The 23,370-nt window shown below is 70.4% G+C and carries 26 protein-coding genes; 16 read left to right on the forward strand and 10 right to left on the reverse strand.

Annotated elements, in window-relative coordinates; translation table 11 throughout:
- Nucleotides 1-12 precede the first annotated feature (12 nt).
- Genes lspA through HMPREF0731_RS02620 form a run of 3 tightly spaced genes read right to left on the reverse strand, consistent with a single transcriptional unit; the run spans nt 13 to nt 2,985 of the window.
- The gene (gene lspA / locus HMPREF0731_RS02610; RefSeq protein WP_007002452.1) at nt 13-531 is read right to left on the reverse strand and encodes a signal peptidase II; all 519 of its coding nucleotides are present in this window, start codon (nt 529-531) and stop codon (nt 13-15) included.
- Nucleotides 524-2,716 (reverse strand): heavy metal translocating P-type ATPase, encoded by a 2,193-nt coding sequence (locus HMPREF0731_RS02615; RefSeq protein WP_281015338.1) that lies wholly within the window; start codon nt 2,714-2,716, stop codon nt 524-526. Before HMPREF0731_RS02615 ends, lspA begins: the two co-directional genes overlap by 8 nt.
- 23 nt (nt 2,717-2,739) lie before the next feature.
- Nucleotides 2,740-2,985 carry a heavy-metal-associated domain-containing protein gene (locus tag HMPREF0731_RS02620; protein ID WP_007002454.1) on the reverse strand — a complete coding sequence of 82 codons (246 nt, stop codon included), beginning with the start codon at nt 2,983-2,985 and terminating at the stop codon, nt 2,740-2,742.
- A gap of 90 nt (nt 2,986-3,075) precedes the next feature.
- Here HMPREF0731_RS02620 and HMPREF0731_RS02625 point away from each other — a divergent pair, with 90 nt between their 5' ends.
- Nucleotides 3,076-3,492 carry a MerR family transcriptional regulator gene (locus tag HMPREF0731_RS02625; protein ID WP_007002455.1) on the forward strand — a complete coding sequence of 139 codons (417 nt, stop codon included), beginning with the start codon at nt 3,076-3,078 and terminating at the stop codon, nt 3,490-3,492.
- Nucleotides 3,493-3,566: 74 nt separating this feature from the next.
- On the opposite strand, the gene HMPREF0731_RS02630 is transcribed toward HMPREF0731_RS02625, so the two are convergent.
- From HMPREF0731_RS02630 to HMPREF0731_RS02650, 5 genes are all read right to left on the reverse strand, one after another.
- The gene (locus HMPREF0731_RS02630; protein ID WP_007002456.1) at nt 3,567-4,664 is read right to left on the reverse strand and encodes a YncE family protein; all 1,098 of its coding nucleotides are present in this window, start codon (nt 4,662-4,664) and stop codon (nt 3,567-3,569) included.
- Between the two features lie 188 nt (nt 4,665-4,852).
- Nucleotides 4,853-5,590 (reverse strand): arsenical resistance protein ArsH, encoded by a 738-nt coding sequence (arsH, locus tag HMPREF0731_RS02635; RefSeq protein ID WP_007002457.1) that lies wholly within the window; start codon nt 5,588-5,590, stop codon nt 4,853-4,855.
- Nucleotides 5,591-5,642: 52 nt separating this feature from the next.
- Complete coding sequence (locus tag HMPREF0731_RS02640) at nt 5,643-6,956, reverse strand: arsenic transporter (protein ID WP_007002458.1); 1,314 nt, start codon at nt 6,954-6,956, stop codon at nt 5,643-5,645.
- Nucleotides 6,957-7,063: 107 nt separating this feature from the next.
- The gene (arsC, locus tag HMPREF0731_RS02645; protein WP_007002459.1) at nt 7,064-7,489 is read right to left on the reverse strand and encodes an arsenate reductase (glutaredoxin); all 426 of its coding nucleotides are present in this window, start codon (nt 7,487-7,489) and stop codon (nt 7,064-7,066) included.
- On the reverse strand, nt 7,486-7,839 hold the full coding sequence (locus HMPREF0731_RS02650; protein WP_007002460.1) for an ArsR/SmtB family transcription factor: 354 nt from the start codon (nt 7,837-7,839) through the stop codon (nt 7,486-7,488). Before HMPREF0731_RS02650 ends, arsC begins: the two co-directional genes overlap by 4 nt.
- Nucleotides 7,840-8,055: 216 nt before the next feature.
- Between HMPREF0731_RS02650 and HMPREF0731_RS02655 the strand changes: the two genes are divergently transcribed.
- The 8 genes from HMPREF0731_RS02655 to HMPREF0731_RS02690 all read left to right on the forward strand — a co-directional run bounded on the left by HMPREF0731_RS02655 (nt 8,056) and on the right by HMPREF0731_RS02690 (nt 14,897).
- A complete protein-coding gene (locus tag HMPREF0731_RS02655; RefSeq protein ID WP_007002461.1) occupies nt 8,056-8,598 on the forward strand; it encodes a cupredoxin domain-containing protein in 543 nt (180 codons plus the stop codon).
- A 47-nt stretch (nt 8,599-8,645) separates the two neighbouring features.
- A complete protein-coding gene (locus HMPREF0731_RS02660) occupies nt 8,646-10,643 on the forward strand; it encodes a copper resistance system multicopper oxidase (protein ID WP_007002462.1) in 1,998 nt (665 codons plus the stop codon).
- A gap of 5 nt (nt 10,644-10,648) precedes the next feature.
- Nucleotides 10,649-11,407 carry a copper resistance protein B gene (locus tag HMPREF0731_RS02665; RefSeq protein ID WP_007002463.1) on the forward strand — a complete coding sequence of 253 codons (759 nt, stop codon included), beginning with the start codon at nt 10,649-10,651 and terminating at the stop codon, nt 11,405-11,407.
- A gap of 8 nt (nt 11,408-11,415) precedes the next feature.
- The gene (locus HMPREF0731_RS02670) at nt 11,416-11,877 is read left to right on the forward strand and encodes a plastocyanin/azurin family copper-binding protein (protein WP_007002464.1); all 462 of its coding nucleotides are present in this window, start codon (nt 11,416-11,418) and stop codon (nt 11,875-11,877) included.
- Nucleotides 11,858-12,625 (forward strand): response regulator, encoded by a 768-nt coding sequence (locus tag HMPREF0731_RS02675; protein WP_040612217.1) that lies wholly within the window; start codon nt 11,858-11,860, stop codon nt 12,623-12,625. The genes HMPREF0731_RS02670 and HMPREF0731_RS02675 overlap by 20 nt, the downstream gene beginning before the upstream one ends.
- Nucleotides 12,626-12,633: 8 nt before the next feature.
- Nucleotides 12,634-13,857 carry an ATP-binding protein gene (locus tag HMPREF0731_RS02680; RefSeq protein ID WP_245538230.1) on the forward strand — a complete coding sequence of 408 codons (1,224 nt, stop codon included), beginning with the start codon at nt 12,634-12,636 and terminating at the stop codon, nt 13,855-13,857.
- Nucleotides 13,858-13,867: 10 nt separating this feature from the next.
- The gene (locus HMPREF0731_RS02685; RefSeq protein ID WP_245538231.1) at nt 13,868-14,341 is read left to right on the forward strand and encodes a DUF411 domain-containing protein; all 474 of its coding nucleotides are present in this window, start codon (nt 13,868-13,870) and stop codon (nt 14,339-14,341) included.
- Nucleotides 14,342-14,552: 211 nt separating this feature from the next.
- Nucleotides 14,553-14,897: a hypothetical protein gene (locus tag HMPREF0731_RS02690; protein WP_245538232.1), complete on the forward strand. Its 345-nt coding sequence runs from the start codon at nt 14,553-14,555 to the stop codon at nt 14,895-14,897.
- A gap of 53 nt (nt 14,898-14,950) precedes the next feature.
- Here HMPREF0731_RS02690 and HMPREF0731_RS02695 read toward each other — a convergent pair whose 3' ends face one another.
- Nucleotides 14,951-15,151 carry a heavy-metal-associated domain-containing protein gene (locus HMPREF0731_RS02695; protein WP_007002469.1) on the reverse strand — a complete coding sequence of 67 codons (201 nt, stop codon included), beginning with the start codon at nt 15,149-15,151 and terminating at the stop codon, nt 14,951-14,953.
- Nucleotides 15,152-15,315: 164 nt separating this feature from the next.
- Here HMPREF0731_RS02695 and HMPREF0731_RS02700 point away from each other — a divergent pair, with 164 nt between their 5' ends.
- The 6 genes from HMPREF0731_RS02700 (at nt 15,316) to HMPREF0731_RS02725 (ending at nt 21,764) form a co-directional block, all read left to right on the forward strand.
- Nucleotides 15,316-17,688 (forward strand): heavy metal translocating P-type ATPase, encoded by a 2,373-nt coding sequence (locus tag HMPREF0731_RS02700; RefSeq protein WP_083854421.1) that lies wholly within the window; start codon nt 15,316-15,318, stop codon nt 17,686-17,688.
- Between the two features lie 84 nt (nt 17,689-17,772).
- A complete protein-coding gene (locus tag HMPREF0731_RS02705; protein WP_040611875.1) occupies nt 17,773-18,507 on the forward strand; it encodes a response regulator in 735 nt (244 codons plus the stop codon).
- On the forward strand, nt 18,495-19,853 hold the full coding sequence (locus HMPREF0731_RS02710) for a sensor histidine kinase (protein WP_007002472.1): 1,359 nt from the start codon (nt 18,495-18,497) through the stop codon (nt 19,851-19,853). Before HMPREF0731_RS02705 ends, HMPREF0731_RS02710 begins: the two co-directional genes overlap by 13 nt.
- Before the next feature lie 126 nt (nt 19,854-19,979).
- Nucleotides 19,980-20,348, forward strand: a complete 369-nt coding sequence (gene copM, locus HMPREF0731_RS02715) for a CopM family metallochaperone (protein WP_007002473.1) — start codon at nt 19,980-19,982, stop codon at nt 20,346-20,348.
- 151 nt (nt 20,349-20,499) lie between these two features.
- Nucleotides 20,500-20,877 carry a copper resistance CopC family protein gene (locus HMPREF0731_RS02720; protein ID WP_007002474.1) on the forward strand — a complete coding sequence of 126 codons (378 nt, stop codon included), beginning with the start codon at nt 20,500-20,502 and terminating at the stop codon, nt 20,875-20,877.
- Nucleotides 20,874-21,764, forward strand: a complete 891-nt coding sequence (locus HMPREF0731_RS02725; protein WP_007002475.1) for a copper resistance D family protein — start codon at nt 20,874-20,876, stop codon at nt 21,762-21,764. Before HMPREF0731_RS02720 ends, HMPREF0731_RS02725 begins: the two co-directional genes overlap by 4 nt.
- Before the next feature lie 199 nt (nt 21,765-21,963).
- On the opposite strand, the gene HMPREF0731_RS02730 is transcribed toward HMPREF0731_RS02725, so the two are convergent.
- A complete protein-coding gene (locus HMPREF0731_RS02730; RefSeq protein WP_007002476.1) occupies nt 21,964-22,146 on the reverse strand; it encodes a hypothetical protein in 183 nt (60 codons plus the stop codon).
- Between the two features lie 493 nt (nt 22,147-22,639).
- On the opposite strand from HMPREF0731_RS02730, the gene HMPREF0731_RS02735 reads away from it, so the two are divergent.
- On the forward strand, nt 22,640-23,368 hold the full coding sequence (locus tag HMPREF0731_RS02735) for a sulfite exporter TauE/SafE family protein (RefSeq protein ID WP_211207879.1): 729 nt from the start codon (nt 22,640-22,642) through the stop codon (nt 23,366-23,368).
- The last annotated feature ends 2 nt before the right edge of the window (nt 23,369-23,370 follow it).

Below are 23,370 nucleotides of genomic sequence, written 5' to 3' on the forward strand. Positions count from 1 at the left end.
CCGGTCCCGCCCTCAGGGTCGCGCCACGGAGGTCGGCGCGCCCGCCGGTTCGCGCCGCCCGCTGACGAGGAGCAGGAGCGCAACGCCGACGAAGATCGCGCTGTCGGCGAGGTTGAAGGCGGGCCAGTGGTAGCCAGCCACGTGGAAGTCCAGGAAGTCCGTCACGGCGCCGTGCCGCAGCCGGTCGACGACGTTTCCCAGGGCGCCACCGACGATGAACCCGATCGAAGCCGCCATCCCGGGGCGCCGGTCGCGCGTCGTCCAGACGACGAGGCCTGCGATGACGGCGAGCGCGAGGGAGGACAGGAGCCAGGGCGTCGCGGGGTGGTCCGCCGACAGCAGGCCGAAGCTGACGCCCCGGTTCCATGCCAGCACCAGGTTGAAGAACGGGGTGACGGGGATGACGCGGGGCGGATCCATGAGATGGGCCAGCACCCACCACTTCGTCGCCTGGTCCAGCGCGAAGGCCAGCGCGGCCGTCCCCGCGCCCCAGGTCCAGGCGAGCCGCGCCCTAAGCAGGCCCTCAGCCATGCGCCATGCCCTTGAAGCGGTACCCGAGCAGGCGCATGGCGTTGAGGGTCACCAGCACCGTGGCGCCGGTGTCGGCCAGCACGGCGGGCCAGAGGCCGGTGATGCCGACCACCGTCGTCACCAGGAAGACCGCCTTGAGGCCGAGGGCGATGGCCACGTTCTGGTGGATGTTGGCCAGAGTCGCGCGCGACAGCCCGACCAGGGCGGCCACGTCCACGACACGGCTGTTCAGCAGCGCCGCGTCGGCGGTCTCCAAGGCCACGTCGGTCCCGCCACCCATGGCGATGCCGACCGAGGCGGCGGCGAGCGCGGGCGCGTCGTTGATGCCGTCGCCGACCATGGCCACGGGCGCCTTTGCCTTGAGGGCGCCGATCTCGCGCAGCTTGTCCTCCGGCAGCAGCCCCGCCTTCACCTTGAGGCCGAGCGCTCCGGCGATGGCCTGACCCGTGCGGACGTTGTCGCCGGTCAGCATGACGGCCTCGACGCCGAGGGCGTCGAGCGCCCGGATGCCCGCGGCCGCGTCCGGCCGGGGCTCGTCGCGCACCGCGACCAGGCCAGTGGGCGCGCCGTCCACAGAGACGACGACCACGGTCTTTCCTTGATTCTCCCACTCGGCGACCGTCCGCGTTGCGTCAGCCGTGAGCGGCGCCTGAGCTGCAGCGTGGGTGGGTGAGCCGACCGTCACGCGCTTGCCGGTCACGACGGCTTCGACGGCCTTGCCGGGGATGGCGCGGGACTCCTTGGCCGGGCGGAGCGGGATGCCGTCCGCGTCCGCCCGCTCCAGGATGGCGCGGCCGAGCGGATGGCTGGAGCCGTTCTCCACCGCGGCGGCGAGGCCAAGCATCGTGCGTTCCGAGCCAGACAGGGCGAGGAGGTCGGTCACGCGCGGGCGTCCCTCGGTCAGGGTGCCGGTCTTGTCGAAGGCGACGGCGCGGATCCGGCCGATGGTCTCCAGGGCGCCGCCGCCTTTCACCAGCAGGCCCCGCCGGGTGCCGACGGCGAGGCCGGAGGCGATGGCCGCGGGCGTCGAGAGGACGAGGGCGCAGGGGCAGGCGACCAGCAGCAGCGCCAGGCCGCGGTAGATCCAGGTGTCCCAGTCCGCGCCGACGATAAGCGGCGGCGCGACGACAACCAGGGCCGCCACGGCAACTGCGATCGGCGTGTAGATGGCCGAGAACCGCTCGATGAAGCGGGCGGTCGGCGCCTTGGCGTCCTGCGCCTCCTCCACCAGGCGGATGATGCGGGCGATTGTGTTGTCGGAGGCAGGCTTCGTCACCCGGACCTGGAGCGCACCGGAGTCATTGATGCTGCCCGCGAAGACAGGGGCGCCCTCCGCCTTGGGAACGGGGATAGACTCACCGGTCACCGGGCTCTCGTCGACCTCGGATTCGCCCTCGGCCACATCGCCGTCGGCGGAGACGCGGTCACCCGGGCGGACCAGGACGAGGTCGCCGACCTTGAGGCTGGCGGCGGGCACCTCCCGTGCCGTGCCGTCTTCGATGCGCAGCGCGGTCCTCGGCACCAGGGCGCCGAGCGCCTCGATCCCCGCGCGGGCGCGCCCGGCCGCGATGCCCTCCAGGAGTTCGCCGACAGTGAACAGGAACACCACCACGGCCGCCTCGGAGGTTGCTCCGATGGCGATGGCGCCGACAGTGGCGATCGACATCAGCATCTCGATGCTGAAGGGCGAACCGGCGCGCGCCGCGGCGATGGCCTTCCTGCCGAAAAAGACGAGCCCGATCAGGGCGGCGGGTACGTAGGCCCAGTGGTCCAGCGACGGGACGGCGAGCGAAGCGGCGAACCCGGCCACCATGAGGGCGCCGATCGCCGCGGCAAGCCGCGCCTTCTTCCCCTTCCACCAGGGCTGGCGTGGGCGAACGAGCGGTACGTCGGCGGCGACCGCGCCAGGCTCGCCCGCGACCACCCGCGGCGCCTCGACCGGGGCGACGCCGTAGCCGAGCTTGCGGATCCCCTCCTCGACGGACGAACGCGGGGTCGCCGCCTCGTCCAGCCGGAAGGCCAGGACCTGGCTGTGGTAGTTGACCCGGATGTCCTCGGCCCCGCCGAAGCGGCCAACGGCAGTTTCGATCTTCGAGGCGCAGGACGGGCAGTCCATGCCCTCCACGTGGTATCGCAGGGCCGCCCTGGACTTGGGGGCTAGTTGAGCCGTTCCGCCGTCAGCCATGGCTGTCATCCTGTTCCTGTTGGTTACGCCAGGGCCGCGACACCGTAGCCCAGACCGCGGATCTTCTCCTCGACGGCCGAGCGTGGCGTGGTCGCCTCATTCAGGCGGAACTCCAGGGTCTGCGTCTTGTAGTTGACCTGGATGTCCTCGGCGCCGCCGATCTGCTCGACCGCACCCTCGATCTTCAGGGCGCAGCCGGAGCAATCCATGCCCTCCACCCGGTAACGCAGGTCGACCGATGTTCCTGCTGCCGTGTCACCATTCGCCATCGCTTGCCTCCTTCGCAGGTGGGTCCCCGCTGGTTGCGGGGAACTGATGACGTCTTATATAGACCCTGTAGTCGCTACAGGGTCAAGGTGATGTCTTTGGAGAACTTGCTGAACATCGGCGCTCTCGCCAGGGCGACCGGGACGAAGGTGGAAACCATTCGCTGGTATGAGCGTGTGGGGCTGCTCCCGGCCCCGGCCCGCAGCGCCGGGAACTACCGGACCTACGGCGAGGCCCACCTTGGCCGCCTGAGCTTCATCCGGCGTGCGCGGGACCTCGGCTTCTCGCTGGATCAGATCCGCACACTGCTCGACTTGGCCGAGGACCGCGAGCGCTCCTGCGACGCGGTGGACGTCATCGCCAGCGAGCACCTGGAGGATGTGGACCGGAAGATTGCCGACCTCCAGGCACTGCGCCGCGAACTGGATTCCCTCATCGGACAGTGCCGCCACGGCAAGGTGGCGGAGTGCCGCATCATCGAAGCCCTCGGTCCCAGCACTGGCGCCTGACCGTTCACACGGCTCTTCCCAGCCGTGTCCACTCCGGGCCGTTTCAGCGGTTGCCCGCCGGAACGGCCATGATCTTAGGCGCGGATCAGGCTCACCGTGTCACCGTTCGGGTCCTCGGGCGCCGGGGCCGGAGGCTGGCCCTGGGCAGGACGCGGCGCCGAGCGGGCTTTGTTGCTGACATAGGCGAGCCCCGTGCGCCGATCCACGGCCACGGTGTTCGGGTGCGTGCCGGTCTGCAGGCTCGCCAGCACGGTCAGCGCGCGCGTGTCCACCAGGCTGACCGTGCCAGCCCCACGGTTGGTGACATAGGCCAGCGCACCGTCGGTCGAGAAGGTGACGGCCAGCGCGCCCGCACCTGTCTCCAGCACCTTGACCGGCTGGCCGGACGCGGCATCCAGCACGGCCAGTTGGCCGCTCTTCTGGTTGGTGCAGAACAGGCGCCCGCTGGCGGCGTGGAAGGCCAAGTTGATTGGCCCGTCCCCGCCGGAGGCGAAGCGGCGCACCCCGGCGCGGCGGGCAAGGCTCACTTCCACCACCTCGTTCGTCTGCAAGGCGGCCACGAAGACCCGGTCTCCCGCAGGGTCATGGGTAAGGCCCGAGATACCCCCTTCCAGCCCTTCCGTGATGACGCTGGCGAGGGTGTTGGCAGCCGTGTCCACCACCCACACGGCGCTCGGCTTCTCCCGGAAGCCGAAGTTGGAGACGAAGGCGCGGTTGCGCGCCTCGTCCACGACGACCTGCCGCGGATGGTTGTTCTCGCCCTCGCCGATCTCCGTCTTGACCTTGCCGGTGCGGAGGTCAATGGCGAGCACCCTGCCTTTGCGCGTGCCGGTGCCGAACAGCATGCCGGTGCTGTCGTTCACGCCGAGGCCGAAAGCTGTGTTCGCGCCGAGCTCGATGGTGGAGCGGACCTCCAGGGTACGCGGATCCAGGCCAAGGATCTTGGCGTCGTCGGCGCCGCGCGGGCCGGTGCTCGCCACATGCACAAGGCCTGTGGTGGTGCTGACAACCAGTTCGCAGAGGCCGGGCGCCAGCTTCACGCTCTTCTCCACCGCGGCGGCACGCGCCGGTGCAGTCCGCAGGGCAAAGCCAGCCGCGCCGAGCAGCGCGAGCGCGTGGCGGCGGCGAAGCGTGGGCATGGCGGGATAGGTGACGGAGTTCGTGTTTGTCATGGCGGGCCTTTCCCGGTGGACGGGTAGCTGAGATTAACTCTCGTTAACAATAACGCGCCGCACCAACAATCCTGTCAGCTACCTGAGCCCGGCCTTCTCGTGGGCTTGGTGTCAGTGGAAACGTCTTTATCCGTTCACGAGCAGAGGTTGTCCTCTCTTGCCTACTGTCCGCACGAGAGCTCCAGCGCCTATCCGACGGCGCCCGAGAGCTTAGCCAAGTCCGCCTTGGCCTGCTTCTCCGCCCGCTCCTTGCGCTCGCTGTAGCGGTCGGTCAGGTGGCTCGAAATGTCACGAGTCAGCAGGGTGAACTTCACCAGTTCCTCCATGACGTCGACGACGCGGTCATAGAGCGGCCCCGGCAGCATGCGTCCCGCCTCGTCGAACTGCTCATGCGCTTTGGGCACGGAGGATTGGTTGGGGATGGTGATCATCCGCATCCAGCGCCCGAGCAGGCGCAGGGTGTTGACGCTGTTGAAGCTCTGGCTGCCGCCGGACACCTGCATCACCGCCAGCGTGCGCCCCTGGGTCGGGCGGACGCCGCGGTTCTCCAGCGGCAGCCAGTCGATTTGGTTCTTCAGGATGCCCGTGACGGCGCCGTGCCGCTCCGGACTGCACCAGACCTGACCCTCGGACCACAGGGAGAGTTCCCGGAGTTCGGTGACCTTGGGGTGGTCGGCGGGCACGCTGTCGACCACCGGCAGGTCGCGGGGGTCGAAAACCCGCGTCTGAGCGCCCAGGCGGCGCAGGATGCGCTCGGCCTCCAGCGTCAGCAGCTTGCTGTAGGACCGCTCCCGCAGCGAGCCGTAGAGCAGCAGGATGCGTGGCGGGTGCTGGCTGGCGCCGGGAATGCCAAGCCGGGCAAGGTCCGGCATCTCCAGGTGGTCTTCGGCCACGTTGGGCAGCGAGAGATCGAGGTCGGAGCTCATCAGGGTCTCCCCGTCGTCTGGATCTGTTGCAGGGTTCGGAAGGTCAGGTTGGTCACGGCTGGCCCACCACCGGCAGCCACAGCGCCAGGGCGGCCAGCGCGGCCAGCAGCACCGGCGGCGTGATGACGAGGCCGACCTTCATGTACTGCCCCCAGGTGATGGTGGTGCCCTTGCGAGCCAGCACGTGCAGCCAGAGCAGCGTCGCCAGGCTGCCGATGGGGGTGAACTTCGGCCCGAGGTCGCAGCCGATGACGTTGGCGTAGACCATGGCCTCGCGGATGGCGGGCGGGATGCCCTGGGCCTGCTCGATAGCCAGAGCGCCGACCAGCACGCTGGGCATGTTGTTCATCACCGAGGAGATGAGCGCGGCACCGAAGCCGGTGCCGATGGTCGCCGCCCACAACCCGTGCCCGGCCAGCCACTCCAGCGCGCCTGCCAAGTGGTCCGTCAATCCGGCATTCCGCAAGCCGTAGACCACCAGGTACATGCCGAGCGAGAAGACGACGATCTGCCAGGGCGCCTCGCCCAGCACCTTGCGGATGGAGACCGCGGCGCCGTTGCCGCCCCGGTGCCAGCGCCCGGCCAGCACCAGCAGCACCAGGGCGGCCGCGCCGGTCACGGCGGCAACCGGCACGCCGAGCGGCGCCAGGACGAAGTAGGCCAGCAGCAGCACGGCCAGCAGCGGGAAGGCGGCGCGGAAGACGAGGTGGTCGCGGATGGCGGCACCTGGCCGCTCCAGTTGGTCCATCGCGTAGGCGGCGGGCACTTGGCGTCCGTAGTAGGCCCAGAGCACACCAAGCGTCGCCGCGAGCGCCACCAGATTCACCGGCGCCATCACGGCGGCGTAGCGGTCGAACCCGATGCCGAAGTAGTTGGCCGAGACGATGTTGACGAGGTTCGAGATGACCAGCGGCAGGCTGGTGGTGTCGGCCACGAAGCCGCAGGCCACAATGAAGGCCAGCGTGGCGGCCGCGGAGAAGTTGAGCCGCAGCAGGATGGCCATGACGATGGGCGTCAGCAGCAGGGCAGCGCCGTCATTGGCGAAGAAGGCGGCAATGACGGCGCCGAGAACCACGACGAGCGGGAACAGCCGCCGCCCGTTGCCGCCACCCCAGCGCGCCACGTGGAGCGCGGCCCACTGGAAGAACCCGGCCTCGTCCAGCAGCAGCGAGATGATGATGAGGGCCACGAAGGTGAAGGTGGCGTCCCAGACGATGTCCCAGACCACCGGCACGTCGGCCCAGCCGATGACGCCGGTCAGCAGCGCCAGCGCGGCGCCACCCATGGCGGACCAGCCGATGCCGAGCCCGCGCGGCTGCCATATGACCAGGACGAGGGTGAGGACGAAGATGGCAAGGGCCAGCATGCGGTGGGTTCTCTCGGGCGTCAGGGCGCGCCGGACCACCCGCGGTCCGGCATGGTCAGCGGCGTGGCTCGTCGGGTCGAGGAATGGGAAGGGGCGGACGCCCCGCCTCAGATCAGGCGGCGGCCTTGATCGTCGACGACCTTCTCGCCGTCTTCCTTGGCGTAGGCGCCCCGCTGCGGGTTTGGCAGGATGTCCAGCACCGCCTCGGATGGCCTGCAGAGCCTCACGCCGAGCGGCGTCACCACGATGGGCCGGTTGATGAGGATGGGGTGCGCCATCATCACGTCGAGCAACTGGTCATCGGTCAGTGACAGGTCGCCGAGGCCAAGCTCCTCGTAGGGGGTGCCCTTCTGGCGCAGAGCGTCGCGCACCGGCACGCCCATGCGCCGGATGAGGTCGGCCAACACCTCCCTCGTCGGCGGCGTCTTCAGGTACTCGATGACTTCCGGGTCCTCGCCGCTGTTGCGGATGAGGGCCAGCGTGTTGCGGGACGTCCCGCAAGCGGGGTTGTGGTAGATGGTCACTTCGCTCATCGGGCGGCCTTCTCAGGAGGGCAGCAGGGAAGCAGGTCGGCAATCAGGGGCTGGCACAGGTCGGCGCGGCCACCGCAGCAGTCCTTGACCAGGAACAGCATCATCTCCCGCAGGCGCCCCACTTCGGCCCGGTAGACGATGGACCGGCTGAGGCGCTCGGAGCGCAGCAGCCCGGCCCGCGCCAGGACCGCCAGGTGCGTGGACATCGTGTTCTGCGGGACATCGAGCTGGCGAGCCACCTCACCGGCAGGCAGGCCCTCGGGCTCGTGGCGCACCAACAGCCGGAAAGTCTCCAGGCGGGTGCCTTGGGACAAAGCGCTCAGGCAGGCCAAGGCGTCTGAAACATCCATATATCGAGCATGGTCGATTTGAAACCGAAGTCAAGCCCGCTGGGCGTGCACATGCGAACGCCGAGAGCATCCGTCTCCCGCAGCGCTCGACAGCCCGCTGAAATATCTTGTCACACTCGGGCAATCTACGGCTCGCACTGGGCGGCCATCCTGGCTCCACCTACGGCGGGCGGACCTTCCAGCGCTCCGCCCACGCTTATCTCGGGGAGTCCACAGATGCGTCTCGTCACCTCACTCGCGGTTGCCGTCGTGGCCCTCGGCGCCGTCGCGGCCCAACCTGCCGCGGCGGACTCGGCCTACGAGGCGTTCGGCGCCCGCGGCCGCGCCCAGGACGCCAAGCGGACTGTGGACATCGTCATGCGGGACAACAGCTACCAGCCCCAGCGCATCCAGGTCCGTGCCGGGGAGACCGTCCGCTTCCGGGTGCGCAACGCGGGCGAGCTGCTGCACGAGTTCAACATCGGCACCGCCGCCATGCACCGGCAGCACCAGCGCGAGATGCAGGCCATGTTCGACAGCGGCATGATGTCGGCGACCAGCAAGGACGCCATGGCTGGCATGGATCACTCCAGGATGGCGGGCATGAACCACGGCGCCGCCACTATGGGCCACGACGACCCGAACGCCGTGCTGGTGAACCCCGGTCAGACCGGCGAGATGGTCTTCAAGTTCACCAGGGCCGCCGAGCTCGAGTTCGCCTGCAACATCCCGGGCCACTACGAGTCCGGCATGGTGGGCAACGTCGTCTTCACGCGCTGACCAGCAAGCAGGGCCCTGCCTTGCCAACCGCGGCCAAGGATCGAACGATGACCGACAACAAGCTGAGCAGGCGGCAGGCGCTGGGCCTCGGGGTCGCCGCCCTGGCGTTCCCGGCGGCGCCCGCCGCCCTGGCGCAGCCCGCCATCGGGCGGGCGATGCCGCGCGAGTTCAACCTGACACTGTCCCACGTCACGGCCAACATCACCGGGCGCCGCCGCCCGGCCATGGCCATCAACGGGCAGATCCCGGGTCCGGTCCTGCGCTTCCGCGAGGGCGAGGAGGTGGTGATCAACGTCACCAACCAGCTGCGCGAGCACACCTCGATCCACTGGCACGGCCTGATCCTGCCGAGCGGCCAGGACGGCGTGCCCGGCATCAGCGACGGCTTCCAGGGCATCAACGCGGGCGCGACGCACCAGTACCGCTTCCCCCTCGTCCAGGCCGGGACCTACTGGTACCACAGCCACTCGGGCGTGCAGGAGCAGTCCGGCATCTACGGCTCCATCGTCATCGACCCCGCGACGCCGGATCCCCACGGCTTCGACCGCGACTACGTCATCCAGCTGTCGGACTGGACGGACGAGACACCGAGCCACGTCATCGCCAACCTCAAGCGGGACCCCGGCTACTACAACTACAACAAGCGCACCCTGGCCAGCCTGGTCAGCGAGCTCCGCCGGGCGCCGGACGGCGCCTCGCGGCGCGCCATCGTCTCCGACCGCATCATGTGGGGCGACATGCGGATGGATCCGACCGACATCGAGGATGTCGGCGGCTACACCTACCTGGTCAACGGCCACACCCCGGCGCAGAACTTCACCGCGCCGTTCCGGCCGGGCGAGACGGTGCGCCTGCGCTTCATCAACAGCGGCGCCATGACGCACTTCGACGTGCGCATCCCCGGTCTCGAGATGACCGTGGTGCAGGCACACGGCCTCAACGTGCGCCCCGTCACCGTGGACGAGTTCCGCATCGCCCCCGCCGAGACCTTCGACGTGCTGGTCCGCCCACGCGACGGACGCCAGTACCAGGTGCTGGCGGAATCGATGGGTCGCCAGGGCTTCGCGCAGTTCAGCCTGGCCACGCGCGAGGGCCTCCCCGCCCTGCCGCTGCCGCCGCACCGCCCGCGTCCGGTGCTGACCATGGCCGACATGGGCATGAACTACGGGCCGAGCGGCCTGGACCGCGGCACGCCGATGCCGGAGGTGGACGCCCCCGGCCACGTCGCGCCCATGGACATGGGCGGCATGGGTGGCATGGACCACTCTGCGATGCAGATGCCCGCCGGAAGCTCCGTGGGCACGCAGGGCGGCTCCTTGGGGGGCATGAACCACGGAAACATGGCAGGCATGGACAACTCGTCCATGGCCGGGATGAACCACGGCGCCTCGGGCGGCATGGCGGGCATGAACCACGGCAGCATGCCTGGCATGGACCACTCGTCCATGGCCGGGATGAACCACGGCGCCTCGGGCGGCATGGCGGGCATGAACCACGGCGCCGCAGGTGGAGCTGCGATGGGCGGCATGGACCACGGCACCATGGGCCATGGCGGCATGGCGATGCCGGATCCGCTGGTGAACGACGTCGGCGCCCCGCCGGGCGCCCGGGTGCTGTCCTACCGCGACCTTCGGGCCGCCAAGCCGCTCTACCCGGTGCGCGAGCCAACCCGGATCATCGAGATCCGGCTGACCGGCAACATGGAGCGGTACTTCTGGTCCATCAACGGCAACAGCTTCAGCCAGGCGCAGCCCATCCAGCTGCACCTGGGCGAGCGGGCGCGCTTCCGCTTCGTCAACGAGACCATGATGAACCACCCGATGCACCTACACGGCATGTGGATGATGCCCCAGGTCGGCAACGGGGCCGAGAATCCCTTGCTGCACACGGTCAACATCAAGCCGGGCTCGACGGTCGACGTGGACATCGAGGCCGACGCGCTCGGCGGCTGGGCCTTCCACTGCCACATGCTCTACCACATGGAGACCGGGATGATGCGCAAGGTATCGGTTGTTCCGGCACGCCAGACGGCGTCGGCTCGGTGACGGCCATGAACAGCAAGAGCATCCTGACCACCATCGCCTCGATGGCCGTCCTGGCCGTGGGAACCTTCCAGGCCGCACCGGCGCGCTCCCAGGCGATGCAGCACAGCACGAACCCGCCATTCAGCCATGAGGTGTTCACGGGCGCGGTGCTGTTCGAGAAGCTGGAGTACGGCTGGGGCCTGGACGGTCCCAACGTCGGCCGCTGGGATGGCCAGGCCTGGTACGGCGGCGACGTCAACCGTTTCTGGCTGAAGACCGAGGGCGAGACGGCACGCAACGGGCGTGTCGAGAGCGCCGAGATCCAGCTGCTCTACTCGCGCCTGCTCAGCTACTACTGGGACCTCCAGGCGGGCGTCCGCTACGACATCCGCCCGCGGCCGGACCGCTTCTACGGCGTCATCGGCCTGCAGGGGCTGGCGCCCGGCATGTTCGAGGTGGATGTCCAGGGCTTCGTCAGCGAGCGCGGCGACCTGTCGGCGCGTGCCGAGGTGTCCTACGACGCCTACATCACGCAGCGCCTGGTGCTCCAGCCGAACGTCGAAGCCAACTTCGCGCTCCAGAAGGTGCCCGAGCTCCACATCGGCAGCGGCATCAACGACATCGAGGCTGGCCTGCGCCTGCGCTACGAGTTCACCCGCGAGCTGTCGCCCTACATCGGCGTCTCCTACGAGCGGAAGCTCGGCGACACGGCCCGCTACGCCCGCAACGACGGCGAGGGTGTCGGCGGCTGGTCCTTCCTGACCGGCATCCGGCTGTTCTTCTGAGGCGCGCCATGACGATCCGCATCGCCCTGGCCGCCTTGGCCGTCCTGCTCGCCACCGGCCAGGGCGCCGCGGCGGAGCCTGCCGCCACGGTACGCGAGCTGAACCGCGGACCTGTGGCTGGCGAGACCTTCGCCTACGACCCCGCCCTGGTGCGCATCCCGGTGGGCGGCGCCGTCCGCTTCGAGCCGACCGACAAGGGCCACAACGTGACCCCCATCCAGGCTCTGTGGCCCGCGGGTGCGCCGAGCCTGAACGTGCCGTTCAACGCGGAGGCGACGGTGACCTTCGACAGCCCCGGCGTTTACCCGGTGCAGTGCACGCCCCACACTGGCCTGGGGATGGTTGCCCTGATCGTGGTGGGAGACGCCGACATGAACGAGTTCGCAGCGAAGGCTGCATCCGCCCCCGGCCTCGCTCCGAAGGCACGGGCCAAGCTGGGTGTCCTCGCCGGTGCCGCCGGTCGGCCCTGACGCCGAGCGGGAGGGGCGCACCAGCTCCCTTCCCCTCGAAGCCCACATCCTCGTCGTCGAGGACGACGGGGAGATGCGCACCCTCATCGCCAAGCTCCTGCGCCAGAATGGCTTCCGGGTGACGGGCGCGCGGAACGGTGCCGAGATGTGGGACACCATGGCGCTGTCGCCGGTGGACCTTGTGCTGCTGGACGTGATGTTGCCGGGCCAGTCCGGCCTCGACCTGTGCCGGACGATCCGCGCCAGGTCGGAGGTCCCGATCATCATGGTGACCGCCCGCGGCGAGGAGGCCGACAGGGTGGTGGGCCTCGAGCTCGGCGCCGACGACTACCTTCCCAAGCCGTTCAGCCGCCCGGAGCTGCTGGCCCGGATCCGGGCCGTCCTGCGGCGCGCCCAGGCGGGCGCGAACCGGGCCGGGATGGTCAGCGGCGACCGCATGGTGTTCTCGGACTGGGTGCTCGACACGCGGCGCCGCGAACTGGCGGCGCCGGACGGCTCGGCGGTCGACCTGTCCAGCGGCGAGTACGACCTGCTGCTGGCCTTCTGCGAGCATCCGCAGCGCGTCCTGTCGCGGGACCAGCTGCTGGACCTCGCCCGCAACCGCATCTCGGACAGCGTCGACCGCTCGGTGGACGTGATGGTCAGCCGCCTGCGCCGCAAGCTGGAACCGCTGCCCGACAGCCCGGCCGTCATCAAGACCGTCCGGGGCGCGGGCTACATGTTCGTCCCCGCGGTGGCGCGCCGGTGAGCCGCCTTTTGCCCGGCACCCTGGCGGGCCGCATCATCCTGGTGCTGCTGGTGGGCCTGATGGCCTTCCATGTCGGCAGCCTGTGGCTGCACCAGACGGGCAGCGACATCCTGCTGGGGAGCACGCAGCAGAAGGTCACCGCCGAGCGTGTCGCCGCCGCCGCCCGAGCCGTTGGCATGGTGCCAGCGGACGCGCGGGAAGCGGTGGCGCAGGCCCTGTCCTCGCCGGGCTTCCAGGTACGCTGGCAAACCGGCGGCGCGGCGGGCGCGACGGCCGCCCAGGACCTCGCGCTCACGGGTCACATGGAGGCGGAAGGCGCAGTCGGCCTGCCGGACGGCAGCCACCTCTGGTACCACGCCGACCCGCTGCAGGCGCAGCCGGAGCACGCCACGCTGCTCTCCACGACCGCAATGGCGGTCGGCATCCTGGTGCTCGGACTGCTGGTGGTTCGCTTGATCGCGCGGCCGCTGCGGCAGCTCTCCAACGCAGCCGACCGCATCGGCAGGCCTGGCCAGACGGTCACCGTGCCCGAGGAGGGCCCCCGCGAGGTCCGGCAGGCGGCCCAGGCGTTCAACCGCATGCAGGCGCGCATCGACCGCCTCATCGCCGACCGCACCCAGGCGCTGGCGGCCGTCAGCCACGACCTGCGCACGCCGCTGGCGCGCCTGCGCCTGCGGGCGGGCTTCCTGGACGACGTCGAGGTGCAGCGGCAGATCGACGCCGACCTCGACGAGATGGACGCCATGATCGGCTCCACGCTCGCCTACCTGCGGGGCGACGAGGAGCAGGAGGAGGTCCGGTCCTCCGACGTCGCGGCGATGCTCCAGACCCTCTGCGGCGACGCCGAGGACATGGGCAAGTCGGTCACCTACGAGGGGCCGCCACAGGCGCGGCTCCCCTGCCGGGCCGTCGCCCTCAAGCGCGCCTTCGCCAACGTCATCGACAACGCGGTGAAGTACGGCACCTCCGCCCGCGTGACGCTGTCCGACATGGGCCGGGAACTCGTGGTCCGCGTCGAGGACGCGGGGCCCGGGATACCGGAGGAGAAGCTGGAGAGCGTCTTCCAGCCCTTCTACCGCCTGGAGGAATCCCGCAACCGCGGCACCGGCGGCTCGGGTCTCGGGCTGGCCATCGCGCGCCAGGCGATCGGCCGCCACGGCGGTTCGGTGACGCTGCAGAACCTCGCGGACGGCGGGCTGCGCGCCAGCATCCGCCTGCCCAGGCCAGCCTAGGAGAATGACGATGCCCACCTGGACCACGCGCCGGAGCCTCGCCACTGGCCTGCTCGGCCTGGCCGTGCTGCCCGCCGCCTGCGGCGGGCCGCCCAAGGTGGAGGCGTGGCGGGACCGGACCTGCGGCTGCTGCGGCGGCTGGGTCGAGCACCTGAGGGCCGAGGGCTTCGAGGTGGCGGACAACTTGGTGGACGCCGTCGGCCCGCACCGGCAGGCGCTCGGAACGCCTCCAGACCTGATGTCCTGCCACGCGGGGAAGGTCGGCCGCTACGCCCTGGAAGGCCATGTTCCCGCGGCCGCCATCCGGCGGCTGCTCAGGGAGGCTCCTTCGGGAGTCGCCGGGCTGTCCGTGCCCGCCATGCCCGTCGGCGTGCCGGGGATGGAGGTGCCGGGAGCGGAGCCTTCCACCTACGAGGTCGTCACCTTCGGACGCGACGGCGCCTGGCGGCCGTGGATGCGCTTCCGCGGCCTGGAGGCCGTGTGAGCGCGTCCGTGACCCACTCCTGCGGCGGGCCCTCCGGGAGCCTGCCCGAACCAACGTCGTGCATGGCGTCGTCGGCTGCCCCCTGCCCCCGCGCGCCACGCATCGTCGTCACCCTGGCCCGTCTCGATGGGCCAGGGCGCCTGCAGAACCCCTGCCACCCCTAGGAGGACACATGGTCCAAATCATATCGAAGGCGACCGGCAAGATCGCCTTGGCTGCCACCCTGCTGCTCGGTCTCGCCGCCTGCGCGCAGCCCGGCGGTCCCCCGGCCGCCACTCCCACCTCGTCCCAGATGTCCCTGCCCCCGGCCGCGGGCACCCCGCCTGGCTCGTCCGCCGCCACGGCCACCTCGGCCGCCCAGGGCGGCATGAGCTCCATGCCCGGCCACAACATGTCCGAGATGCAGGGTCAGGGCATGCAGGGCCACAACATGGGCGGCATGAACATGCAGCAGATGATGCAGCACTGCCAGCAGATGAAGGCGCAGGCCCAGCAGGGCACCCTGTCGCCGCAGATGCAGCAGATGATGCAGCACTGTCAGATGATGAACCACTGACCGACCCGGCGGGGCGCCACGGAGCGCCCCGTCACATGGCCTCGCCCAGCGTCCTAGGCGGCCGCATCGTTGGCGTAGCCCGCTGCCTGGATCGCGGCGGCGAACTCCGCCCGGGGGACGGAGGAGGTCACGGTGACGCGCCTGTTCTCGACGTCCGCGGCGAACCCAGCCGAGGCGTCCTTCTCCTTGACGGCGCGCTCCACCTTCTTGGCGCAGCCGCCGCACTTCATGCCTGGAATGTCGAAGCGGTACATCGTGCTCTCCCTGCGGATAACCGCATCACAGGTGGGGCTTGCCCCTGTGGGAAGGTCAAGGCGCCGCGACACGCCCGCTGCCCGCTTGACCTTCCCACATTGGGAAACCCCACCTCCGGGAACAGCCGAGTGTCGGCCACAGCAGCCGCGGAGGAACCCCGCAGATGGACGAGCATCAACACCACCATCACGGTCACGGCGCCCACCACGGTGGGCGCATGCCAGCGAACGACATGGAGGCCAAGGCTCGTGACCCGGTCTGCGGCATGTCCGTCGACCCGGCCAAGACGCCGCACCACGCCCACCACGGTGGTGCCGCGTTCCATTTCTGCTCGGCTGGATGCAAGGGGAAGTTCGAGGCAGATCCCGGCAAGTACCTGAAGCCTGAGCAGGCGGCTGCCCCGACGGCGGCGCAGAAGGCCGCTACCTACACCTGCCCGATGCACCCCGAGATCCGCCAGCAGGGACCGGGCAGCTGCCCCATCTGCGGGATGGCCCTGGAGCCGCTGGAGGTCACCGCCGAGGCCGTGCCCAACGCGGAACTCGCCGACATGACGCGGCGGTTCTGGGTCGGCCTCGTGCTCACCCTGCCAATCTTCATCCTGGAGATGGGCTCGCATGTTCCGGGCCTCGGCCTGCACCACTTGGTGCCACCCAGGGTCTCGGTGTGGCTCCAGTTCCTCCTGGGGACGCCTGTGGTGCTCTGGGCGGGCTGGCCGTTCTTCGTGCGCGGCTGGCAATCGGTTGTGAACCGCAGCCTGAACATGTTCAGCCTGATCGCGCTCGGCACCGGCGCCGCCTACCTCTACAGCCTGGTCGCGACCTTCACGCCTGGCGTCTTCCCGGATGGGTTCCGCGGTATGGACGGCACGGTGGCCGTCTACTTCGAAGCCGCCGCCGTCATCACCGTGCTCGTCCTGCTCGGCCAGGTGCTCGAGCTGCGCGCCCGCGAGCAGACCGGCGGCGCCATCCGCGCGCTTCTGAATATGGCGCCCAAGACCGCGCGGCGCCTCAAGGAAAACGGCGAGGACGAGGAGATCCCGCTGGCCGAGGTGCATGCGGGCGACCGGCTGCGCGTGCGCCCGGGCGAGAGCGTGCCGGTGGACGGCGAGGTGCTGGAGGGGAGCGGCGCCGTGGACGAGTCCATGGTCACCGGCGAATCCTTGCCCGTGGAGAAGCAGCCCGGCGCCAAGGTCATTGGCGGCACGGTGAACGGCACCGGCGCGCTGGTGATGCGGGCGGACAAGGTCGGCTCCGACACCATGCTTTCGCGCATCGTCGCCATGGTCGCCGAGGCACAGCGCAGCCGGGCGCCCATCCAGCGCATGGCCGACACGGTGGCGGGCTGGTTCGTCCCAGCGGTCATCGTCATCGCCGTCACCGCCTTCGTCGCTTGGGCGGTGTGGGGCCCGTCGCCTGCGCTCTCCTACGGGCTGATCGCCGCCGTCTCCGTGCTCATCATCGCCTGCCCCTGCGCGCTCGGCCTGGCCACGCCCATGAGCATCATGGTGGGCGTCGGCAAGGGAGCGTCCGCGGGCGTGCTCATCAAGAACGCCGAGGCGCTCGAGCGCATGGAGAAGGTCGACACCCTGGTGGTGGACAAGACTGGCACGCTCACCGAGGGCAAGCCCAAGGTCGTGGCCGTGGTTCCTGGGCCGGGCCTGACCGAGGCCGAGGTGCTGCCGCTGGCCGCCAGCCTGGAGCGCTCCAGCGAGCACCCGCTGGCGGCCGCTGTGGTGGCGGCGGCCAAGGAGCGCGGCGTGGCTTTCGGCGAACCCTCCGGCTTCGCCTCCATCACCGGAAAGGGCGTGACCGGCACCGTGGGCGGGCGCCAGGTCGCGCTGGGCAACGCGCGGCTGATGCAGGAGCTTGGCGTGGAACTGGGCGACCTCGTTGCCAAGGCCGACGAGCTCCGGCGCGAGGGCGGCACGGCGCTGTTCCTGGCCGTGGACGGCGCGCCGGGCGGCGTCATCGCTGTCGCCGACCCTGTCAAGCAGAGCACGCCCGCCGCGCTGGAGAGCCTGCGTGCCAGCGGCATCCACATCGTCATGCTGACGGGCGACAACCGCACGACGGCGGAGGCGGTGGCCCGCAGGCTCGGCATCGAGGAGTTTCAGGGCGACGTGCTGCCCGAGGACAAGCACCGCATCGTCCGGGAACTTCGCGCCCAGGGGAAGGTCGTCGCCATGGCGGGCGATGGCGTCAACGACGCTCCGGCGCTGGCGGAGGCCGACGTCGGCATCGCCATGGGCACCGGCACTGATGTCGCCATGCAGAGCGCGGGCGTGACGCTGGTGAAGGGCGACCTCGCGGGGATCGCGCGGGCGCGGCTCCTGTCGCGTGCGGTCATGCGCAACATCCGGCAGAACCTGTTCTTTGCCTTCGTCTACAACGCGGCCGGGGTGCCGCTGGCGGCGGGTGTGCTCTACCCGGTGCTGGGCCTGCTGCTCAGCCCCATCGTCGCGGCCCTGGCCATGGCGCTGAGCTCGGTCTCGGTGATCGGCAACGCACTGCGCCTGCGCACCACGCGCATCTGACGGGCGATGCCGGGGAAAGACGAGTTGGCGGACCGCTTCGACACCGAAGGACATCGGGGGCCATTGCCCGCGGACCTCCCCCCGATGTCCGGCGAAGGGAGGCATATCCTTGTCGTCGAGGATGACGGGGATCTTCGCAAGCTCCTGCTCTCCCTGCTGCGCCGGAACGGGTTCCGGGCCACCGGCGCCCAGGACGGCGTGGAGATGCGGCGCCTCCTCGCGACGGCGCCGGTGGACCTCGTCCTGCTCGACGTGATGCTGCCCGGCAAGTCGGGGTTCGAGCTCTGCCGCGACCTGCGGACCGAGGGACGGGTGCCGGTGATCGTCCTCACCGCCCTGGCCGAGACCTCGGACCGGGTCATCGGCCTGGAGCTGGGTGCCGACGACTTCGTCGTGAAGCCAGCCGATCCCCGTGAGCTGGTCGCGCGCATCCGGGCAGTCCTGCGCCGCGCCGGGGGAGCAGAGGGATCACCGGGTGCGCACGGCCGCGTCGTGGCGCGCTTCGCCGGATGGGCTCTGGATACCCGGCGGCGCGAACTGCTCCGGCCGGATGGGGCGGCCGTCGAACTGACCAGCGGCGAGTACGACCTGCTGCTCGCCTTCGTCGAGCGGCCGCAGCGCATCCTGACCAGGGACCAGCTCCTCGACCTCGCCCGGAACCGGCCCTACGGCGGGCTGGACCGCTCCATGGACGTGCAGATCAGCCGCTTGCGCGCCAAGCTGGGGCCTCGCCCGCACGGGGATGGCGAGATGGGCCTGATCAAGACCGTGCGTGGCATCGGCTACCTGCTCTCCAGCCCCGTGGAATGGTCGGCGTGAGGCGCCTTCTCCCGCAGTCCCTGGCCGCGCGGACGCTCGCGGCGCTGACGATCGGCTTCGCGGTCCTCTTCGCGGCCATGGTGGGGGTCCACGACATCCTCCTCCGGCAGGCGGTGGAGCGCGGGACCGAGGAACTGCTGGCCCACCGCCTCGCCGCGCTGATGGACGCCGTAGGCGCGGCGCCCGAGGCGGATCGCGACCAGGTGGCGCATGCCCTGTCCCGGGTGGACCTGAGCGTGCATTGGCAACGTGACCCGGTGCCCACGCCGGAACACCCTCTCAGGGGCGAATGGGGCACGGTGGCGGCCCGCACCATGGCGCTGTCCGGGCTGGCCACCGAGGTGCGGGTCCGTCCCGGGCGCCACGACGCGGCATCGGACCGGATCGTCGATATCGGTGCCATGGCGCGCCTCCAGGACGGTTCGTGGCTCGACGTGGAGATCGCGTCCCTCAACGTCCTGTCGGCCGACCGGAGCGCGCTGCACCTCTACGCGGCCGCCATCGGCCTGGCGTTGCTGCTGGTCGTCGGTGTCGCCGTGCGCTCCGTCTCGGCGCCTGTCGCCGTCCTTGCGAGGACCGTCTCCGGCATGGACGTCGAGCGCGCGGCGCTGCTCCCGGCGGCTTCCGGCCCGCGCGAGGTGAGGCAGCTGGCCGAGGCGCTGAACGACATGGCCACGAGGACACGCGACGCGTTCCGGCAGCGGACGCTCGCCCTCGGCGCGCTCTCGCACGATCTGATGTCGCCGATCGCCCGCCTGCGCCTGCGCGCCGAGGAGATGCCGGACGAGGTACGCGAACCGGTCCGGCGCGACCTCGCCGAGATGGAGACCATGGTCTCCGACGTGCTCGCCTACCTGCGGGGGGGGCATGCCGGTGAGGCCGTCCAGCCTCTGGCGTTCGCCGCGCTCCTCCGCACCGTCGTGGACGAGTTCGCCGAGGTGGGCATCCCCGTCCGCGAGGGGCGCATGGACGAGGAGGCCGTCGCGCCGGGACGGCGCGTCGCCGTGAAGCGCGCCGTGACGAACCTGGTGGCCAATGCCGCACGGCATGGGCGCGATCCCTGGGTGGAGGTCGAGGCCCGTGCCGACGAGGTGCTGGTGCGGGTCGGCGACAACGGCCCCGGCATCCCTCTGGAGGACCTGCCCCGCGTCACCGAGCCGTTCTTCCGCGGCGACCGGACGCGCGCGGCGGGCGGCGGGAGCGGCCTCGGCCTCTCGACCGCGCGCGCCATTGTCGAGGCCCACAATGGCGGGCTGACGATCGAGAGCGCCGCAGGTCGCGGAACGCTGGTGACGGTGCGGCTTCCCCGCCGGGCTGTCGGCGTGGTCGGCAATAAAACGTTGTAATCGGACGCCGGACCCGCCGCCCGTGGCGACCGTTGAGTCGGACAACGGGAACGATGTTCACCGGCCGTGCCGCGCACGGCTTGGTCCCTGGGCACCGCTTCCCGCCACAGGAAAGGACCGAACCCGATGACGATCGACCGCCGCGCAGCCCATGCGGCCGCCCTGGCCATCCTTGCCGCCCCGCTCCTGTGGGCTGCGCCCTCGCTGGCCCAAGGCAGCCACCCGGCGACGGCCCAGGGCGCCACGGCCGGGTACCACGCGGCCATGGAGAAGATGAACCGGGAGATGGCCGCCGAGGCTCCCTCCGGCAACGCGGACCGCGACTTCGCGAGCATGATGGCCAAGCACCACCAGGCCGCCATCGACATGGCCCGCGTGGAACTCGAGCACGGCCGCGACCCCGAGATGCGGAAGGTGGCCGAGGAGGTCATCCAGAAGCAGCAGCAGGAGATCAGCCACCTGCGGACCTGGCTGTCCCGGCAGCCCGCGAGGTGAGATCCACCCGGCCTGCGGCCCCGACGCAGGCAGCACCGAGCAGTAACAAATTGGTGGAATAACGCGGCTGCACCGCGTCAACTGCCTGCCTATTGAGGAGGTCGGACCTTCACCGGGACGGCAGACCCGGCGAGCGCTGACAGGAGATCCCATGCATTCTCGCCTCACCTTCCTCCGCCACGGCATCCTGGCCGCAGCCCTCGGCATCCTGGCTCCCGGGGCCGCCTCGGCGCACGCGATGCTGCACTCGTCGGACCCGGCCGATGGCGCGACGCTGAACGCGTCTCCGCGCACGCTCAACCTGGCCTTCACCGAGGACTGCCGGGTGACCTCGCTGCGCCTGCTCGACGAGAGTGGCAAGGAGCAACAAGTGCGCCGCGAGGGCAGCCGTGCCGCCTCCAGCCAGGTGACCGCCACGGTGGCCGGGTCTCTGCGTCCCGGCGCCTACCGGCTCGAGTGGCGCGCGATGGGCGATGACGGCCACGTCATGAGCGGGGCGGCGCGCTTCGCGGTGAACCCGGCCCGGTGATCCTCGAGCTGCTGAGGGCCGAGCCGGACCCCCTGCGCGCCCTCTCCGTGGCGCTGCGCCTCGCCTATTACGTGTCGTGCCTCGGTGCGGTGGGCCTTGCCATCTTCGCCATGGGCTTCGGGCGCCTGCAGGAGGCCGGTGACGTCGCCGCATGCCGCCGCCTCACCCTGGTCATGGTGGCGGCCGGGCTGGGGTCGAGCCTCGCCTGGCTGGCGGCCCAGGTCGCCTTGGCCTCGGACGGAGACCCGTTCGACGCCGAGGTCTGGGACATGATGTTGGGTTCCCGTCCCGGCGCGTCCGTGCTGGTCACCTGGGCAGGCCTCCTGGCCGTGGCGCTGGCGACCTGGATGGGCCGCGCGGCCCTGGTGCTCGGGGCCGCTGGCGTGCTGGCGGTCGCGGTGAGCTTCACGGAGGTCGGCCACACGACCCAGCACCAGCCGCGGTGGCTGCTGGCCACGGCGCTGGTGGTGCACCTGCTCGCCGCGGCTTTCTGGGCGGGCAGCCTCTGGCCCCTCCTGATCGCTTCCAGGCGGGCCGGTCCGCGGGCCGCCAGCATGGTCGAGGGGTGGGCGCGGGCAGCCTCCTGGATCGTCGGCGGCCTCGTCGTGGCCGGGGTGACGCTGGCGTGGCTGCTGGTCGGGCAACTGGAGTTGCTCGTGACCACCGCCTACGGCTGGGTCCTGCTCACGAAGGTGGCGCTGGTCTGCGTCCTCCTGGGCTTCGCCGCCTGGCACCGTTTCCGGCTGACACCGGCCCTGGCCGCGGGCGCGCCGGGCTCCGGCACCCGGTTGGCGGCCTCCATCGGCTGGGAGATCGTCGTGATGCTGCTGGTCTTCTGGGCCGTCGCCGAGATGACCTCGACCAGCCCACGTCCCGAGGGGATGTAGTCAGCGGCGCCCCGGATGCTCCCGCCTCGACGAAGCACCTGCTTGCCGAAGCGGGATGCTGAATCCGAGGACCGGGCTGGCCCCGATGGGCGCTGCAGGCTCGCCTCCAGCCGGAGGGGAGACCCTGCCCCTCCGGAGCCGCCATCTTTCATCCATGACCGAGGTCTTGGCGACCGCCTGCGCCTCGCTGGGAGGTTGCTCAGCCGCCGAGGCTGCCAGCCGTGACCTGAGTGCTGCCGCCGGGCCGGGTCTGCAGCTGTGACAGGTGATGGCTCCAGGGATGACCGTCGTAGCTCAGCTGGTTGGCGTCGCTGCTCGGCGCGTTGTTCGTGAGCGCGATGCTCTCCTCCAGCGGAGGCAGGGTTCGCTCGCTGGTTTCCATGAGCACATTCAGGGGACTGCCCTCAGCGGACCGGCTGTTTCCCGGAGCACCCGCTCCAACCTCACCCCGGCTCACCGCGATGCCGAAGCGGGTAGGGTTCTCCGACGCTCCCGCACTCTCCTGAGCGAGGGCGGGACCGGCCAGGAGAAGTACACCCAGACCAAGAGAAAGAACCTTCGAAACGTACATGGGAACTCCAGACCTGATTGATGATGGGCAGCGCGGCCGGTCGAGCTGACCTCCTGCCCTGACCCGCTCAGATCTAGGCGATGAACGTTGCGGTCCTTTTGTTCGTTCGCGACGAATGATTTCTGGCGATGGTTGGCTGTCGAGGTTGCGCCGCTGCCTGCACCTGCTGGTCCATCCTCAGGGCTGGCGATCCTCAGGGCTGGCGATGCCACCGGCGTCGCTGGACAGCGTCACGGCCCGCCGGGCGAGCACCCAGGTAGACACCGGGCTTGCAACAGATCCCGAGCCGGGACAGCAATCCCTCATGGATCACGCCGTCATCCTGACCTTCATCATTGCCTGCGTGTCGCTCCTCTACGCCACTGTCGGGCAGGCGGGAGGGACGGCGTTCCTCGCCGTCATGGCCTTCGCGAGCTTCCCGGCCGCCGAGATGCGGCCGACCGCGTTGCTGCTGAACATCGTGGCCGCCAGCTACGCCACGTGGCGGCTCCGTCGCGCCGCGGCCATCGGTTGGGGCCTTCTGCTCCCGATCACCCTGCCGTCGTTGGTGACCGCGTTCCTCGGCGGCCTACTGGTCCTCGACGGCCCTCTCTACTTCACGGCAACCGGGATCCTGCTCATCGCGGCGGCGGGCCTCATGCTGTTCCGACGGAAGGCGACACCCGACACCGCCACGGTGCGCCTGCTGCCCGCGATGCTGGCGGGGGCGGCGGCCGGGTTCCTGTCCGGGGTGACCGGCATCGGGGGCGGCGTCTTCCTGGTGCCGCAGCTCGTGCTCTTCGGCTGGGCCTCGGCCAAGCGCGCGGCGGGCATCTCGGCCCCGTTCATCCTGTTCAACTCGGTGCTCGGCCTCGCGGGCGCCCTGATCGCGGGCCAGCAGATCGCCCAGGGCACCGGCCTCTACTCGGTCGGGGCCATCGTTGGCGCCGTGCTGGGCGCCTTCATCGGCCAGCGCTGGATGTCCGAGCGGGCCATTCGCTCCATCCTCGCTGCCATCCTGCTGTTCGCCGGAAGCCGACTGCTACTTCGATAGGC

It is taken from the genome of Pseudoroseomonas cervicalis ATCC 49957 (assembly GCF_000164635.1).
Classification (GTDB): domain Bacteria; phylum Pseudomonadota; class Alphaproteobacteria; order Acetobacterales; family Acetobacteraceae; genus Pseudoroseomonas; species Pseudoroseomonas cervicalis.

Excerpts from the sequence above, each read along its gene's own strand:
- lspA (WP_007002452.1), bottom strand. The coding sequence starts at position 531 with ATGGCTGAGGGCCTGCTTAGGGCGCGGCTCGCCTGGACCTGGGGCGCG.
- HMPREF0731_RS02615 (WP_281015338.1), bottom strand. The coding sequence starts at position 2,716 with ATGGCTGACGGCGGAACGGCTCAACTAGCCCCCAAGTCCAGGGCGGCC.
- HMPREF0731_RS02620 (WP_007002454.1), bottom strand. The coding sequence starts at position 2,985 with ATGGCGAATGGTGACACGGCAGCAGGAACATCGGTCGACCTGCGTTAC.
- HMPREF0731_RS02625 (WP_007002455.1), top strand. The coding sequence starts at position 3,076 with ATGTCTTTGGAGAACTTGCTGAACATCGGCGCTCTCGCCAGGGCGACC.
- HMPREF0731_RS02630 (WP_007002456.1), bottom strand. The coding sequence starts at position 4,664 with ATGACAAACACGAACTCCGTCACCTATCCCGCCATGCCCACGCTTCGC.
- arsH (WP_007002457.1), bottom strand. The coding sequence starts at position 5,590 with ATGAGCTCCGACCTCGATCTCTCGCTGCCCAACGTGGCCGAAGACCAC.
- HMPREF0731_RS02640 (WP_007002458.1), bottom strand. The coding sequence starts at position 6,956 with ATGCTGGCCCTTGCCATCTTCGTCCTCACCCTCGTCCTGGTCATATGG.
- arsC (WP_007002459.1), bottom strand. The coding sequence starts at position 7,489 with ATGAGCGAAGTGACCATCTACCACAACCCCGCTTGCGGGACGTCCCGC.
- HMPREF0731_RS02650 (WP_007002460.1), bottom strand. The coding sequence starts at position 7,839 with ATGGATGTTTCAGACGCCTTGGCCTGCCTGAGCGCTTTGTCCCAAGGC.
- HMPREF0731_RS02655 (WP_007002461.1), top strand. The coding sequence starts at position 8,056 with ATGCGTCTCGTCACCTCACTCGCGGTTGCCGTCGTGGCCCTCGGCGCC.
- HMPREF0731_RS02660 (WP_007002462.1), top strand. The coding sequence starts at position 8,646 with ATGACCGACAACAAGCTGAGCAGGCGGCAGGCGCTGGGCCTCGGGGTC.
- HMPREF0731_RS02665 (WP_007002463.1), top strand. The coding sequence starts at position 10,649 with ATGAACAGCAAGAGCATCCTGACCACCATCGCCTCGATGGCCGTCCTG.
- HMPREF0731_RS02670 (WP_007002464.1), top strand. The coding sequence starts at position 11,416 with ATGACGATCCGCATCGCCCTGGCCGCCTTGGCCGTCCTGCTCGCCACC.
- HMPREF0731_RS02685 (WP_245538231.1), top strand. The coding sequence starts at position 13,868 with ATGCCCACCTGGACCACGCGCCGGAGCCTCGCCACTGGCCTGCTCGGC.
- HMPREF0731_RS02695 (WP_007002469.1), bottom strand. The coding sequence starts at position 15,151 with ATGTACCGCTTCGACATTCCAGGCATGAAGTGCGGCGGCTGCGCCAAG.
- HMPREF0731_RS02700 (WP_083854421.1), top strand. The coding sequence starts at position 15,316 with ATGGACGAGCATCAACACCACCATCACGGTCACGGCGCCCACCACGGT.
- HMPREF0731_RS02705 (WP_040611875.1), top strand. The coding sequence starts at position 17,773 with ATGTCCGGCGAAGGGAGGCATATCCTTGTCGTCGAGGATGACGGGGAT.
- HMPREF0731_RS02710 (WP_007002472.1), top strand. The coding sequence starts at position 18,495 with ATGGTCGGCGTGAGGCGCCTTCTCCCGCAGTCCCTGGCCGCGCGGACG.
- copM (WP_007002473.1), top strand. The coding sequence starts at position 19,980 with ATGACGATCGACCGCCGCGCAGCCCATGCGGCCGCCCTGGCCATCCTT.
- HMPREF0731_RS02720 (WP_007002474.1), top strand. The coding sequence starts at position 20,500 with ATGCATTCTCGCCTCACCTTCCTCCGCCACGGCATCCTGGCCGCAGCC.
- HMPREF0731_RS02730 (WP_007002476.1), bottom strand. The coding sequence starts at position 22,146 with ATGGAAACCAGCGAGCGAACCCTGCCTCCGCTGGAGGAGAGCATCGCG.
- HMPREF0731_RS02735 (WP_211207879.1), top strand. The coding sequence starts at position 22,640 with ATGGATCACGCCGTCATCCTGACCTTCATCATTGCCTGCGTGTCGCTC.